13 protein-coding genes are annotated in these 14,572 nt (G+C 57.4%); 2 read left to right on the top strand and 11 right to left on the bottom strand.

The window, feature by feature from the left end:
- Positions 1 to 32 precede the first annotated feature (32 nt).
- The 8 genes from ccoP (JSY17_RS14450) to ccoN (JSY17_RS14415) all read right to left on the bottom strand — a co-directional run bounded on the left by ccoP (JSY17_RS14450) (position 33) and on the right by ccoN (JSY17_RS14415) (position 6,815).
- Positions 33 to 1,010 carry a cytochrome-c oxidase, cbb3-type subunit III gene (ccoP, locus tag JSY17_RS14450; RefSeq protein WP_206402172.1) on the bottom strand — a complete coding sequence of 326 codons (978 nt, stop codon included), beginning with the start codon at positions 1,008 to 1,010 and terminating at the stop codon, positions 33 to 35.
- Positions 1,007 to 1,201, bottom strand: a complete 195-nt coding sequence (locus JSY17_RS14445) for a cbb3-type cytochrome oxidase subunit 3 (RefSeq protein ID WP_117165382.1) — start codon at positions 1,199 to 1,201, stop codon at positions 1,007 to 1,009. The genes ccoP (JSY17_RS14450) and JSY17_RS14445 overlap by 4 nt, the downstream gene beginning before the upstream one ends.
- A gap of 5 nt (positions 1,202 to 1,206) precedes the next feature.
- Complete coding sequence (ccoO, locus tag JSY17_RS14440; protein ID WP_117186252.1) at positions 1,207 to 1,815, bottom strand: cytochrome-c oxidase, cbb3-type subunit II; 609 nt, start codon at positions 1,813 to 1,815, stop codon at positions 1,207 to 1,209.
- Positions 1,815 to 3,257, bottom strand: a complete 1,443-nt coding sequence (gene ccoN / locus JSY17_RS14435; RefSeq protein ID WP_117183050.1) for a cytochrome-c oxidase, cbb3-type subunit I — start codon at positions 3,255 to 3,257, stop codon at positions 1,815 to 1,817. The genes ccoO (JSY17_RS14440) and ccoN (JSY17_RS14435) overlap by 1 nt, the downstream gene beginning before the upstream one ends.
- A 360-nt stretch (positions 3,258 to 3,617) precedes the next feature.
- Entirely contained in the window at positions 3,618 to 4,568 is a 951-nt protein-coding gene (ccoP, locus tag JSY17_RS14430; protein WP_122371532.1) for a cytochrome-c oxidase, cbb3-type subunit III, read from the bottom strand.
- Positions 4,565 to 4,768, bottom strand: a complete 204-nt coding sequence (locus JSY17_RS14425; RefSeq protein WP_117183051.1) for a cbb3-type cytochrome oxidase subunit 3 — start codon at positions 4,766 to 4,768, stop codon at positions 4,565 to 4,567. The genes ccoP (JSY17_RS14430) and JSY17_RS14425 overlap by 4 nt, the downstream gene beginning before the upstream one ends.
- A 3-nt stretch (positions 4,769 to 4,771) precedes the next feature.
- Positions 4,772 to 5,380, bottom strand: coding sequence for a cytochrome-c oxidase, cbb3-type subunit II (ccoO, locus tag JSY17_RS14420; RefSeq protein WP_117165387.1), 609 nt, complete (start codon positions 5,378 to 5,380; stop codon positions 4,772 to 4,774).
- Positions 5,381 to 5,390: 10 nt separating this feature from the next.
- Positions 5,391 to 6,815 (bottom strand): cytochrome-c oxidase, cbb3-type subunit I, encoded by a 1,425-nt coding sequence (ccoN, locus tag JSY17_RS14415; RefSeq protein ID WP_122371530.1) that lies wholly within the window; start codon positions 6,813 to 6,815, stop codon positions 5,391 to 5,393.
- Positions 6,816 to 6,905: 90 nt separating this feature from the next.
- Here ccoN (JSY17_RS14415) and JSY17_RS14410 point away from each other — a divergent pair, with 90 nt between their 5' ends.
- Positions 6,906 to 7,595, top strand: a complete 690-nt coding sequence (locus JSY17_RS14410; RefSeq protein ID WP_206402171.1) for an alpha/beta family hydrolase — start codon at positions 6,906 to 6,908, stop codon at positions 7,593 to 7,595.
- Here JSY17_RS14410 and JSY17_RS14405 read toward each other — a convergent pair whose 3' ends face one another.
- From JSY17_RS14405 to JSY17_RS14395, 3 genes are all read right to left on the bottom strand, one after another.
- Positions 7,596 to 8,054 carry a hypothetical protein gene (locus JSY17_RS14405; RefSeq protein ID WP_206402170.1) on the bottom strand — a complete coding sequence of 153 codons (459 nt, stop codon included), beginning with the start codon at positions 8,052 to 8,054 and terminating at the stop codon, positions 7,596 to 7,598.
- An 86-nt stretch (positions 8,055 to 8,140) separates the two neighbouring features.
- Positions 8,141 to 10,042 carry a hypothetical protein gene (locus JSY17_RS14400; protein ID WP_408636094.1) on the bottom strand — a complete coding sequence of 634 codons (1,902 nt, stop codon included), beginning with the start codon at positions 10,040 to 10,042 and terminating at the stop codon, positions 8,141 to 8,143.
- A gap of 36 nt (positions 10,043 to 10,078) precedes the next feature.
- The gene (locus JSY17_RS14395; protein WP_206402214.1) at positions 10,079 to 11,965 is read right to left on the bottom strand and encodes a hypothetical protein; all 1,887 of its coding nucleotides are present in this window, start codon (positions 11,963 to 11,965) and stop codon (positions 10,079 to 10,081) included.
- Between the two features lie 699 nt (positions 11,966 to 12,664).
- On the opposite strand from JSY17_RS14395, the gene JSY17_RS14390 reads away from it, so the two are divergent.
- A complete protein-coding gene (locus JSY17_RS14390) occupies positions 12,665 to 14,560 on the top strand; it encodes an autotransporter outer membrane beta-barrel domain-containing protein (RefSeq protein ID WP_232849461.1) in 1,896 nt (631 codons plus the stop codon).
- The last annotated feature ends 12 nt before the right edge of the window (positions 14,561 to 14,572 follow it).

Genomic DNA, 14,572 nt, shown 5'->3' with positions numbered 1-14,572 from the left:
CTTTTGAGGGCGGGGCCGTTGTGTCTCGCCGGTCACTGAGATTCGGCGGGTTTTTCCTGGTGTGACAGGCTGTAGATGTAAGCGGCCAGCAGATGAACCTTGTCATTGCCTTGTGTCGCTTGCTGGGCTGGCATCTGGCCCTGACGACCGTAGCGGATGGTCTGCTGCAGTTGCGCAAAGCTCGATCCATAGATGAATGCACTCGGGCGGGTCAGGTCTGGAGCACCCAGCGCTTGCATGCCTTTACCTTCCGGACCGTGGCAGGCCACGCAGTTGGTCGCGAAGATCTTCTGACCCGCCACCGGATCGGCCTTGGCGTCTTCGGGCAGTGTGCGACCGTCGAGCCGGGTCAGGATGTAGGCCGAGACATCGCGTACGCCTTGTTCGCCGACCACTTCGCCCCACGCCGGCATCACCGCATGACGGCCTTTGAGGATCGAGGTCTTGATGGTCTGCGGGTCGCCACCCCAGCGCCAGTCGGCGTCGGTCAGGTTGGGGAAACCGTAGGCGCCCTTGGCGTCCGAGCCGTGGCAGACCGAGCAGTTGGAGGCGAAAAGCCGACCGCCCATTTTCAGGGCCTGCGGGTCCCTGGCGACCTCCTCGATGGGCATCGCCGCGTATTTGGCGAACAGGGGGCCGAAGCGGTTTTCGGCGCGGGCGATTTCCTTTTCCCATTCGTGTACGCCGGTCCAGCCTTGCTGGCCATCCGAAAACTGCAGCTGCTTCTGGTTATCCGCATAGTCGTAACCGGGCAGCAGGCCTTTCCAGTTGCCCAGGCCCGGATACAGCGTCAGGTAACCCAGAGCGAACACGATGGTGCCCACGAACAGCATGAACCACCAGCGCGGCAGCGGGTTGTCGTATTCCTCGATGCCGTCGAAGGAGTGGCCGACGGTTTCCTCGGTCGATTCCTTGCGCTGGCCCTTGCTGGTAGCCAGCAGCAGCCAGGTCAGGGCGAAAATGGTGCCCAGGGTCAGGACCGTGACATACAGGCTCCAGAACGTGGTCATGCTTTCTTGCTCCCGGAGTCGTCGGTTTCTTGCCTGAGCTGTTCGATGGCTTGCGGGTCGTCCGCGAAGGGCAGCAGGGTCGCGTCGTCGAATTCAGCCTTGCGCCTGGGGCTGAAGACCCACAGCGTCAAGCCGATGAAGGCCACCATCACCAGCAGTGTGCCCAGGCCTCGAATCATTCCGATATCCATTGTGCTCACCGTTTGCTCTTGATGATGGTGCCCAGGCCTTGCAGGTAGGCCACCAGTGCGTCCATTTCGGTCTTGCCCTTGACTGCGGCTTCGGCACCCGCGATGTCTTCATCGGTGTAGGGTGTGCCGAGGGTGCGCAGAACTTCCATCTTTTTGGCGGTTTCCTTGCCGTCGAGCTTTTTCTCGACCAGGAACGGGTAGGCCGGCATTTTCGATTCGGGCACCACATTGCGCGGGTTGTACAAATGAGCGCGATGCCAGTCATCCGAGTAGCGCCCACCGACACGGGCCAGGTCCGGACCGGTGCGTTTGGAGCCCCACAGGAACGGGTGATCCCAGACGCTTTCGCCCGCCACCGAGTAATGACCGTAGCGTTCGGTCTCGGCGCGGAACGGACGGATCATCTGCGAGTGGCAACCCACGCAGCCGTTGGCGATGTACACGTCGCGGCCTTCGAGCTCCAGGGCGGTGCGTGGTTTCATGCCTTCGATCGGCTTGTTGGTCACGTCCTGAAAGAACAGCGGCACGATCTGGGTCAGACCACCGATGCTCACGGCAATGACCATGAAGAAAGCCAGCAGGCCAATGTTCTTCTCGACAACTTCATGCTTCATCAGTGAGCCCCCGCGACAGCGATACGGGCAGCGGCTTCGGCTTCTTTGGGGTCCGACTCACGCACCGTGCGCCATACGTTCCAGGCCATCAACAGCATGCCGCTGGCAAAGATCGCGCCGCCGATCATGCGCACGACATAGCCCGGATGACTGGCCTGTAACGCTTCGACGAAGGAGTAGGTGAGGGTGCCGTCTTCGTTCACGGCCCGCCACATCAGACCCTGAGTAATGCCGTTGACCCACATGGAGGCGATGTACAGCACTGTGCCTATGGTGGCGAGCCAGAAGTGCGCGTTGATCAGGCCGATGCTGTGCATCTGCTGGCGACCGAAGACTTTCGGGATCATGTGATAGACCGCGCCGATGGAGATCATCGCTACCCAACCCAAAGCTCCGGCGTGAACGTGGCCGATGGTCCAGTCGGTGTAATGCGACAGTGCGTTCACGGTCTTGATAGCCATCATCGGACCTTCGAAGGTCGACATGCCATAGAACGCCAGGGATACCACCAGGAAACGCAGGATCGGGTCGGTACGCAATTTGTGCCAGGCACCGGAGAGGGTCATCATGCCGTTGATCATGCCGCCCCAGCTCGGGGCCAGCAGGATGATCGACATCACCATGCCCAGCGACTGTGCCCAGTCCGGCAGGGCGGTGTAATGCAGGTGGTGCGGACCGGCCCAGATGTACAGGGTAATCAGCGCCCAGAAGTGCACGATGGACAGGCGATAGGAATAGATCGGCCGCTCCGCCTGCTTGGGCACGAAGTAATACATCATCCCCAGAAAGCCCGTGGTCAGAAAGAATCCCACGGCGTTGTGCCCGTACCACCACTGAATCATGGCGTCGGTCGCGCCTGCGTACGCCGAGTAGGACTTGAACAGGTTCACCGGCAACGAGATATGGTTGACGATGTGCAGCATGGCGGTCACCAGGATAAAGGCGCCGTAGAACCAGTTGCCGACATAGATGTGCTTTGTATTGCGCCGGGCGATGGTGCCGAAGAACACCACCGCGTAGGTGACCCAGACAATGGCCAGCAGAATCGCAATCGGCCATTCGAGTTCCGCGTACTCCTTGGTCGTGGTGTAACCCATGGGCAGGGTGACGATCGCGCCGACGATCACCGCTTGCCAGCCCCAGAAGGTGAAAGCGGCCAGGCTATCTGAAATCAGCCGTGTCTGGCAGGTTCGCTGCACCACGTAATAAGAGGTGGAAAACAGCGCGCAGCCACCGAAAGCGAAAATGACAAGGTTGGTGTGCAGCGGTCGCAGGCGGCCGAACGTCGTCCATTCCAGATCAAGGTTCAGACCTGGCCAGACCAGCTGCGCGGCAATGAAAACGCCGAGCCCCATGCCCACGATCCCCCAGACAACCGTCATGATGGCGAACTGGCGAACCACCTTGTAGTTATAAGCGGTCGGGCTGATTGCTGTGCTCATTTGCAGGGTTCCACGGTGCAGTATTTATGGATATTCAGAGGGCCACGAACCTGCCCGCGCAGGTGGCCGGTCAAGTATTTGCACTGAAACGATGGCCCTTCGAGGCAGGTTCCAGGAACACCGGAACACCGCCGACACGGACCGAAAAAGGCGGGATGGACAGGTCGATGACACATGCCGGCAAATGCGCGAAGCATTCACTTCCCATGACCTGTGGCCAGCTAATGCCAGTCCACTGCGGGCAAGCTTAGTCGTGAAAGGCGGGCATGGGAAGTCGGGAGGCGGGGTGGGAAAAGCGTGCGAGAGAATTCCGCACCCCGTTGCAGGGTGCGGAATTCAATGGTGCTCCGGGCAGAATCTTTACTGTGACTGCTTTTCCCTGCGCTCGAGTTGATCAGGACTCTGAGAAAGGCTGTACACATACGCGGCCAGCAATTGCACTTTGTCATTACCCAGCAAATCGGCCTGAGCAGGCATATGACCCTGTCGACCCAGTCTGATGGTCTGTTGCAGCTGTGCAAGGCTGGTCCCGTAGATGAAACCGCCCGGTTGTGTAAGGTTTGGGGCGCCCATAGCCTCGACGCCTTTACCTGTAGCACCATGACAAGCTACGCAAGTCGAGCTGAATACTTGCTGTCCGGCAGACAGATTGGCCGTGTCGTCGGCTGGCAGTGGCAGACCGGCCAGAGAGTGGCGGACATAGGCCGCGACATTCTTGACGCCTTCTTCTCCGATGACCTGTCCCCAGGCCGGCATGGCGGCGACCCGACCCAGCATGATGCTGTTCTTGATGGTGTCGGCATTGCCGCCCCAGCGCCAGTTGGTGTCGGTGAGGTTCGGGAAGCCATAGGCACCCTTGGCATCCGAGCCGTGACATACCGAGCAGTTGGAGGCGAACAGGCGACTGCCCATTTTCAACGCCTGCGGGTCCTTGGCGACTTCCTCTACCGGCATGGCGGCGAATTTGGCAAAGATGGGACCGAATCGGGCGTCGGCCCGGTCCATTTCCTTTTCCCATTCATGAGCGCCGGTCCAGCCGTTTTCATAGCCGGGCAGGATGCCTTTCCAGTTACCCAGGCCCGGGTAGAGGATCAGGTAGCCGACCGCGAACACCAGAGTGCCGGCGAACAGCATGAACCACCATTGCGGCAACGGGTTGTCGTATTCCTCGATGCCGTCGAAGCTGTGGCCCATGGTCTGGTCGGTACTGCCCTTGGTTTCGCCCTTGCGGGTGCCGATCAACAGCCAGGCCAGTCCGATCAGGCTGCCGAGGGTCAGCACGCAGATATAGGTGCTCCAGAAGGTGGTCATGGCTGGTTACTCCGCACGACAGGTTGTTCCGTTTCAGGTTTCGCGTCGGTGGCCTGCGATTGAGGCTCGTCGGCAAAGGGCGCCATGCGGGCTTCGGCGAAATCCGGGTTGCGTTTGCTGCTGGACACCCACAGCGACATTCCGATAAAGGCGATTGCCACTACCAGCGTGCCCAGGCCGCGCAAGTCTTGAATATCCATGGCTCACCTCTTGCTCTTGATGGAAGTGCCGAGCACTTGCAGGTAGGCCACCAGCGCATCCATCTCGGTCTTGCCCTTGAGGCTGGCGACAGCGCCGGAGATGTCGGCATCGGTGTAAGGCACGCCCAGAGTGCGCATGGCGCGGATCTTGGCTTCGGTATGGCTGCTGTCCACTTGCTGGGTGACCAGCCACGGGTAAGCAGGCATTTTCGATTCCGGCACGACGTTGCGCGGGTTGTACAAGTGGGCGCGGTGCCAGTCATCCGAGTAGCGGCCACCGACACGGGCCAGGTCCGGCCCGGTGCGCTTGGAGCCCCACAGGAACGGATGATCCCAGACGCTTTCGCCTGCCACGGAGTAGTGGCCATAACGCTCGGTCTCGGCGCGGAACGGACGGATCATCTGCGAGTGGCAGCCTACGCAGCCTTCGCGGATATAGATGTCGCGGCCCTCGAGTTGCAGCGCGGTATAGGGCTTCATGCCTTCGACCGGCTTGTTGGTCACGTCCTGGAAGAACAGCGGTACGATCTGGGTCAGGCCGCCGATACTGACGGCCAGTACCATCAGGATCATCAACAGGGTGACGTTCTTTTCGATCACTTCATGTTTCATGGTCAGTTCCTCAGGCCATCTGCGCGGCAGCGGTGGCTTCGGCCGGGCTGTAGGCCCGCACGGTGCGCCAGGTGTTGTAGGCCATCAGCAGCATGCCCACGAAGAAGATGGCGCCTCCGGCCAGACGGACGATGAAGCCCGGATGACTGGCCTGCAGTGCTTCGACGAAGGAGTAGGTGAGGGTGCCGTCCTCGTTCACGGCCCGCCACATCAGGCCCTGAGTGATGCCGTTGACCCACATCGAGGCGATGTACAGCACGGTGCCGATGGTGGCGAGCCAGAAGTGCGCGTTGATCAGGCCAAGGCTGTGCATCTGTGGGCGCCCGAAGACCTTGGGAACCATGTGGTACAGCGCGCCGATGGAAATCATCGCCACCCAGCCCAGCGCACCGGCGTGAACATGGCCGATGGTCCAGTCGGTGTAGTGCGACAGTGCGTTGACGGTCTTGATGGCCATCATCGGACCTTCGAAGGTCGACATGCCGTAGAACGCCAGGGATACCACCAGAAAGCGCAGGATCGGGTCGCTGCGCAACTTATGCCAGGCGCCCGACAGGGTCATCATGCCGTTGATCATGCCGCCCCAGCTCGGCGCCAGGAGAATCAGCGACATCACCATGCCCAGCGACTGTGCCCAGTCCGGCAGGGCGGTGTAATGCAGGTGGTGTGGACCGGCCCAGATGTACAGGGTGATCAAGGCCCAGAAATGCACGATGGACAGGCGATACGAGTACACGGGCCGTTCGGCCTGCTTGGGCACGAAGTAATACATCATCCCCAGAAAGCCCGCAGTCAGGAAAAACCCTACTGCGTTGTGGCCGTACCACCATTGCACCATTGCATCGGTGGCACCGGCGTACAGCGAGTAGGACTTGGTCAGGCTGACCGGGATTTCCAGGTTATTGACGATGTGCAGAATCGCCACAGTCAGAATGAAGCCGCCGAAGAACCAGTTGCCGACGTAGATGTGTTTGGTGGTGCGAGTGGCCACGGTGCCGAAGAACACGATTGCATAGGCGACCCAGACGACAGCGATCAGAATGTCGATCGGCCATTCCAGTTCTGCGTACTCTTTTGAGGTGGTAAAGCCCAGGGGCAGGCTGACAGCTGCCAGGACGATCACCAGTTGCCAGCCCCAGAAGGTGAAGGCCGCCAGTTTCGGCATGAACAGCCGGGTCTGGCAGGTGCGCTGCACGGAGTAATAGGAGCTGGCGAACAGCGCGCAGCCACCGAAGGCAAAGATGACGGCGTTGGTATGAAGTGGACGCAAGCGACCAAAGCTTGTCCACGGCAGGTTGAAGTTGAGCTCAGGCCAAACCAGTTGGGCGGCCAGAAAAACGCCGAGGCCCATCCCGACAATTCCCCAGATCACCGTCATAATGGCGAACTGGCGAACCACCTGATAGTTATAGGCGGTACTGTTAGTTGTGTTCATTTAGGTGTGTATCCCATCCAGCTTGGTCGGGGCCATTACGCACGGTTATAGCTCCGGGTTATTGGCAGACTCATCAGAAGCGAGGCAAGCATGGGCAATGGGCAAGAGGCCGGTATTGACAGGGATCAATGCGTACAACTGGCACAGGACAACGGCTGGATCTGGACGGCGGCACAGCCGGGGGCGGGGGATGGCAAGGCAACGCTGATTCTGGCCCATGGTGCCGGTGCGCCCATGGACAGCGATTTCATGAATGACATGGCTGCACACCTTGCTGCGCAGGGCGTCGGCGTCATGCGTTTCGAGTTTCCCTATATGGCTCAGCGGCGGCTAACGGGGGGTAAGCGTCCGCCCAATCCACAGGCTCAGTTACTCGATTGCTGGCGTCAGGTGCATGAGCGTGTGCGACCTCATGTCGCTGGGCGTCTGGCCATAGGCGGCAAGTCCATGGGCGGCAGAATGGCCAGCCTGATCGCCGACGAACTGCAGGTCGATGCGCTGGTGTGCCTGGGTTATCCGTTCTATGCGGTGGGCAAGCCCGAAAAACCTCGCGTAGCGCACCTGGCCGGTCTGCAGACCTCGGCCCTGATCATTCAGGGCGAGCGCGATGCGCTGGGTGATCGTGAAGCGGTGCAGGGGTATGAGTTGTCGACGTCGATCAATGTGCACTGGTTGCCGACTGCCAACCATGATCTCAAGCCGCTTAAAGCGTCGGGTCTGACTCATGAGCAGTGTCTGGTCGAGGCGGCCCGGCGGATTGCAGAGTTCCTGCTGGCATGATCATGTGCAATACACATCGAAAAAGCCGTCCGTGACCTCGAAATCAACCGCCGAGATACTGAAGCTGAAAATGCCCTGCAGACGCTGGCTTTGCCGGTCGACCTCGATCAGGGTGAAAGCACCGTCCTGGAAATGCGCAGAGTGATAAATGACGCTCTGCCAGTGCGGGCTTTCGTTGTAGACCACCTTGATGCGCTCATTACCCGGCAGGTTGTAAGTGCCGGGCTCCAGGTCCTTGTCGAAGAACAGACCGATGCTGGTCCGCTTGTGGCCGACCTTGCCGTCGGCAATGATTTTCCAGATCCAGTGGCTGGGCACCTGTGAAAGCTCCGGGCGCAATGTCAATCGGCCCAGCAGTGAGGAAACCATTAGTGGTTGCTTGTTGACACAGACCTTGAAGCTGCCTTCGCAAGAGGGCGGGCGCACGAAGCGTTTGGCGGGGATGACGGGGTGGCGCATGGTCTGGCTCTTGGAACGTGACGCGCATAGATGGAAAGAGGGCGTTACCTGTTCAGGTAACGCCCCAAAACGTTTCGGCTAAGCCATTAGCGGATAGCGACGCCAAGACTGGCATTGTGATGCAGCAATTTGAAGTCTGCGCCTGTGACCAGATTTTTCACGTAATACCATTTCCAGCCCACCAGATTGGTCATGGCCACCGTGCTGGACCAGTAATTGCCATTGCCCATCGGCCAGCTTCTGCCGTAGGCGTTATGAATCGCATTGAGTTCATGGATGGAGGGGATACGTGCGCCTTGTGCCTCGGCTGCAGCCGCCATCTTCGTAAAGGAACCTGCGCCAATACCCAGGCAATGAATCACGCCGGTAACGGTGACCTGATAGCTTTTCGTGGCCCCCAGACTGTCTGTGACCGAAATGATAGCCGTGCCTCTGCCCCGTGCCGAAGTCAGCCCGTTGCCATCGACTTTGGCCACCAGCGGATCGCTCGAACGATAGTAATAGGGAGCCTGACCACCGCTTGCCGTGCGCTGGACGGTGGTGTCCGATGGCATGGCTGGCAGCAGATCGGGGTAGCCCGGCAACAGATAGACCTTGCCCTTCAGGATCACCGGTGAGGTATCGAATTCCAGTTCCTTGCTGATCCTCAGCCACAGTGTCGAAGACAGTGCTGCCGTGCCTGCACGGGTGACCGTGTAGGTGACGGTGGCTGCACTGCTGGCCACGATCAAGGCCTTGGCGATGGTGAATTGCAGCTCGGTATTGGCACCCACTATCTGTGACGGTGTGTCGTAAGCCGTTGCGCCTCTCCAGTTGACCACCACGCTGTCACCGGTGCTCATGCCTTTGTAGGCCACCCGGACGGTTGCGCCCGACTCCGGGATTCTGGAAGGAATCACGACACCATCGGCTCCGACAGAGTCCATGGTGGGGGCAGGCAATTCTATGTGCGCATCCAGAACTTTCAGGGCCAGGGTTGCAGACTGTTGCACTGTCCCGTTGAGACGGTTGACGGTATACGACACCGCGACTGTCTGACCGGCATTGGCATTGACCAGTGCCGCCGCGAACACCAGTTCCTGGATCTTGCCCACATCGGCGGAGGTGATGATCTTCTCTCTGGTATCGCTGCCTTTTGGCCCTTGCCATTGCACCGTGATTCGCTCGCCTGCCGCAAGGTTGGCACTTGTGCCGATCTGTACGGTGGCGCCATTGATTGCATTGACCGGATCGAGGATATCGCCATTGGCTTCCTTTACGGTCGGGACGGGCAGTTCCGGCAGTATCGAGAGCTGCAATTTGACGAGTCTGGCTTCCGAATTCATGGACAGGTTGCCCGCCTGATCGGTCACTGTGTAATAAACGGGGGCTTCGATATCGCCAATGGTTTCCAGATACGACCTGACGAAGTCCACATTCACTCGCTGCAAGCCCATATCGTCCTTGTTGACCATGGTGATGGGGCCGGGAACCTCGTTCCAGTAAGTGCGAATGACATCGCCTTCCTTCATGCCGTTGTAACTGGCAATGCTGCCTCTGAGCACGTTGTGCACGTTTTCCAGCTCGTCGGAAGTCAGTCCGTCGTCAACAAAGGCCGGGAAGATGACAGGGCCAAGATGCGGGTTGCCGGGGGCGGTGCGGTCGATTTCGAGGCGCACGGCCTTGGAGGTGTTCATGACCTGGCTTTCCGGGTTCGCAGTCTCGTAGGCAACCTGATGTACACCCTCGGTCAACAGGGCAACGGGGATCTCGAGTGTCAGTTCATCACCTGGCAACTGGCTGTCCAGAATCGGCTTCTTCAAACCGGCGGTCATGCCATTCCATAGCAGTTGGTAGGTGTAGCCGGGCATGGCACCGTCCCAGACCTTGAGCTTTACAATGACGGGCCTGTCGAGAAACTCGATGGGCAACACTCCGTTTTCGAGTGCGGCAGGAATTTCCGGTGCATCAAGTTCTCCTTCTCTACGAGGAGATATAAACGTATTCATATTTCTTTCCCTTGTTTTTATAGAGTGCGGCTCAGATCACGATGCCTGTCTGTATTGAGGAATCGGGCAGGTCGGCTGAACCGAATCGAGCATGTTCACCGGGGCGCGAGTAACTTTTGATGTAACAGCACTCTGGTTACTGCCGGCAGGCGGTTCAACGCGGAAACTGGCTTCGGCAAAACCGGTGCAGAGAATACGAAGGTTGCGGTCAGGAACCGTAAAGGTATAACCGTTCGCTACATCGTTCTTGTCCAGTGTCCGGTCGGCGGTGTAGTTGGAGGCATCAATCGGGTTGTTGTTTTTATCGAAGCCCTTGAAGGTCAATACAAGTGTCTGGCCTTCGGCAATATTGAGATAAGGCGCAATATGGAGATCCGCACCATTCGGATTGAGAATCGGGGCGATAAAGCCCACGTCATTCAATTTGAAAGGCGGGCCATCAAGACCATCAGGACCACCAGGAAGTTCTTCTTTTGACCTGACGGTTACAAGTTGTACGGGGCATTTGACCGCGTTAGGGTTTCCGGCACGGGTCACCGTGTAATAGACCGGAATTTCCGCACCTGTTCCCTGGGTTTTCATGATTGCATTGTCGATTGGCACAAGCAGATCGCGTGCAGCAGTAATATCGGTGGCTTTGATCTGATACCACTGTGGCTTTTGTTGATCGCCCCAGAACAGATTGAGATTGTCGCTGATGACAAACTCCGGACTCCATTTCACGATTCCCAGTGCATTGAGTTCATAGTCGTCTTCATCAATGAAGTTATCGATTGTATTGGGGTTTTCCACACTGGTGCCTTGAACGATAAAGGTATCCAGCGGGTTGGTAATGGGCAGGGTCAGAAATACATCGACCGTGCTGCTGAGCGAACTGCCAGCCAGGTCCAGTTGGCGCGTGACTTCATAGAAGACCTGGACAGTGCCGACAGGATTCCTGTTCAGTGTTTCATAGGGGATGCGAAGCGAAAGAACAACGTCTTCGTTTTCGTTACCAGGCGGAAGTGCAACCGGAACCAGAGGATTGCCCTGACCCCAGAACAGGCGAATCATGTCAAACGGGCTGGCACCCGGGTATTTGGGGATATCAACCTGAACCCCTGCCTGCGCTTCTGCATGATCGATAAGCGGTCCTACAGCGGGGTCGATAATCGGTGCCGGGAAGTCTGCCGGAATATCCTGCAACTTCAGAATGATGGGAACAGGGTTGGAGTCTATGGATTTATTGCCGGCCCGGTCGAAAACATTATATTTGACCAGTTGCTCCGTCTCTCCCAGACTTTCCAGAAACACGCGTGTGAAGGTGATCGCCACTCTGTCCAGGCCCATGTCATCTTCAGTGACGATGGCTTGTGGACCAAGGGTTGTACCCCAGTAAGTCTGGACTACATCATGTTTTGCCATGCCGGTGTAGCCGGCAATCTGAACGTCCAGTTTCCCGCCCAGTTGTGCAAGTTCCGCAGCGGTCAATCCATTCTGTACTTCCGGTGGGAACAGGATGGCACTGAGTTCCGGATCACCGGGAGGAGTCAGATCAATCACCAGGTTGAAGATGTTGGAATCGTTTTGGACTTGGCTCTGGGGGTTATAAGTTTGATATTGCAGGGTATGCTTTCCTTCGGTCAGAAGGTCGACGGGAATTTCCAGTGTCAATGGATCTCCAGGCCGGTGAGTATCCAGGATCGGTTTTGCGGGACCTACGGTTTTGCCATTCCACAGTAGCGTGTAGGTATAACCTGGCTGAGCGCCCGCCCATACTTCAAGATCGACAGTGACCGGTTTGGTCAATTCGGATATCGGCAAAAGTCCAGGCGTGTCTTCATCATGAAAGGCGGCGGCTACATCCGGGGCTTTCAGGTTTTCATCCTGTTCGCGCGGATGTTTTTCAGAAATGATAATGGGTAACTGCGGTTGATAGTGCATACTTGTTTCCTTGAGATTAATGAAAGATAAGCCCTGCAGGTTTTCCAGGTCAGGGGCACTCTTGCCAGCTGAAAAAATGATATTGGCCAATGGCGTCTCTAGCTGTGGAAATGACGTAATCGCTTTTGTTTGGGATCGTCAATAGGGGTGGTAAATATTTTTATGATTTAAGATTGTTTTCTGGTTGCGGCTTTAGGGTGTAGGAATCTCTGTAGGATAAAAGTTTTGTGTATTTAGGAAAGTTCCTACTTTTGTGTTTGAGTGTTTTTTAGAGGCAGGTAATAGTTATAGAGCATTCTCTTGCTTCCATATTCGGGAGTATGAAAGGTGCTTTATAGAAAAAGTGTGGCAGGAAGAAAATGTGTCTTGTCTACGGCTATGTTTCTGGGCGCTATGGTTACGCTGGAAGCTATAGCAGACAACGACGTTGTCTGGGTGGATGTTCCGGGGCACGGGGCCATGGCCACTATTCCGGTAGAAGGTCGAGAGGAAACGGTAGATTCTTCCACGCCCGTTCACTCTTACTATGTGACAAGTAACGGGTTACTGAATGTTATGAATGGTGGTGTGGCAGAGCATGTCATGGTTGATAACTCAAGGCTGATGGTCGGGTACGGAACAGTGACCAGTGGCGTCGATGCAACCGACAGCCGGGTTGTTCTGGACCATGCAATCATCAGAAATGATAAAGGTGTCGGCATGTCATTCCGAACCCGGCAGTGGGGCGTCAACCCGGGAACATGGGCCACGATTGGCGACAGTGATATATCCGGCATCGGCTATGGCATAGGATTGAGCCAGCTAAGCCGGCTTGAAATGAGTAATACCAGGGTTTATGGCGCACTTTCGCCCGATGGGATTCAACAGGGGGAAGGGTTGCTCGTGTCTGGAGGCGATGCGGTCATTACAGGCGCAAGCCATATTCGCGGTGATAGAAATGGCATCAGGATCATTGAGGGGGTGTTTATCCCCGGTAACGGCAATGCCGGTGTCACCAGCAGTGCCGTGATCGATCATTCGATTATCGAAGGGATCAATGGCGCAGCGATCAGGATCGACAAGTCGGATCAGTTTGGTGCGATCGTCGATATAGCTGTCCAGAATGGCTCAACCCTGCTCTCCGGCAACGGTAACCTTCTGGAAGTAGCAGACCGCAGTACGGCGAATTTCAAGGTCGACAACAGCAACCTTACCGGCAATCTGATTGCAGATGACACCAGTACCTTGAACGTCACCTTGCAGAATCAGGCTCAGCTCACAGGCGACATCATCAATGGCAATAGCCTGGCTGTTAATTCTGGCGCTCATTGGCAAATGGTTGGCGACAACTCTATCCAGTCGCTGGGCATGGACGGTGGTCATGTGAGTTTTGGTGAGGACGGCTTCCATACCTTGTCGTTGGGCGAGTTGTCCGGAAATGGCACTTTTGGCATGCGAGTCGATCTGGACAATGGTGTCGGGGATCTGCTTGAGGTGAACGGACAGGCCAATGGCGAGTTCGGTTTGCGGGTCCACAATACCGGCGTTGAAGTGGTATCGCCCGATATGGAGCCCTTGAAGGTTGTGCATACCGAAGGCGGCAATGCACAGTTCAGCCTCATCGGCGGTCGGGTCGACCTCGGGACGTACTCCTATCTGCTGGAGCAACAGGGCAATGACTGGTTCATCGTCGGCAATGACAGAACCATCAGCCCGTCAACCAGTGCCGCTCTGGCGCTGTTCAATGCCGCACCGGTTGTCTGGATGAGCGAGCTGTCGACCTTGCGCAGCCGCATGGGTGAAGTGCGTGCCAGCGGCCAGGGAGGCGGATGGATACGTGCCTATGGCAATCGCTTCAATGCCACCACCAGTGACGGGGTCGATTATCAGCACAGGCATCAGGGCCTGTCGCTGGGAGCGGATGCGCCGCTCGAGGTCGGTCATGGCCAGTTATTGCTGGGTGTCATGGGCGGTTACAGCAGCTCCGACCTGGATCTTGATCGTGGCACCACGGGCAAGGTCAGTAGTTACTATGCAGGTGTCTATGGCACCTGGCTGCTGGATGACGGGTACTACCTGGACGGCGTACTCAAGTTCAACAGCTTCCGTAACAAGTCCGATGTCGCCATGAGTGATGCCAGCAAGGCCAAGGGGGATTACAGCAATACGGGAGTCGGTGCATCGGTGGAGTTCGGGCGGCATATCACGTTGGCAGACGATTACTTTCTCGAACCTTTCGCACAACTGGCCAGTGTCGTCATTCAGGGCGACAAATACCGTATGGACAATGGCCTGCAGGCGAAAAACAGCGATACCCACTCGGTCCTGGGCAAGGTCGGCAGCTCTGTGGGACGTAACATCGCGCTCAAGGATGGCGGCGTCCTGCAGCCTTACTTGCGCGTAGCGGTGGCTCAGGAGTTTTCCCGCAGCAATGACGTCAAGGTCAACGACTCGCGCTTCGATAACAACCTGTTCGGTTCACGGGCCGAGTTGGGGGCGGGTGTTTCTGTCTCGTTGTCGGAGCGGCTGCAATTGCACGCCGATTTCGATTACATGAAGGGCAGGCATGTCGAGCAACCCTGGGGTGCCAATGTAGGCCTGCGCCTGGCGTTTTGAGGATCTTGCGTC

The organism is Pseudomonas capsici, from assembly GCF_017165765.1.
Classification (GTDB): domain Bacteria; phylum Pseudomonadota; class Gammaproteobacteria; order Pseudomonadales; family Pseudomonadaceae; genus Aquipseudomonas; species Aquipseudomonas capsici.
Note: the sequence above shows the minus strand (reverse complement) of the source record. Positions and strands in the feature narration are given on the sequence as shown.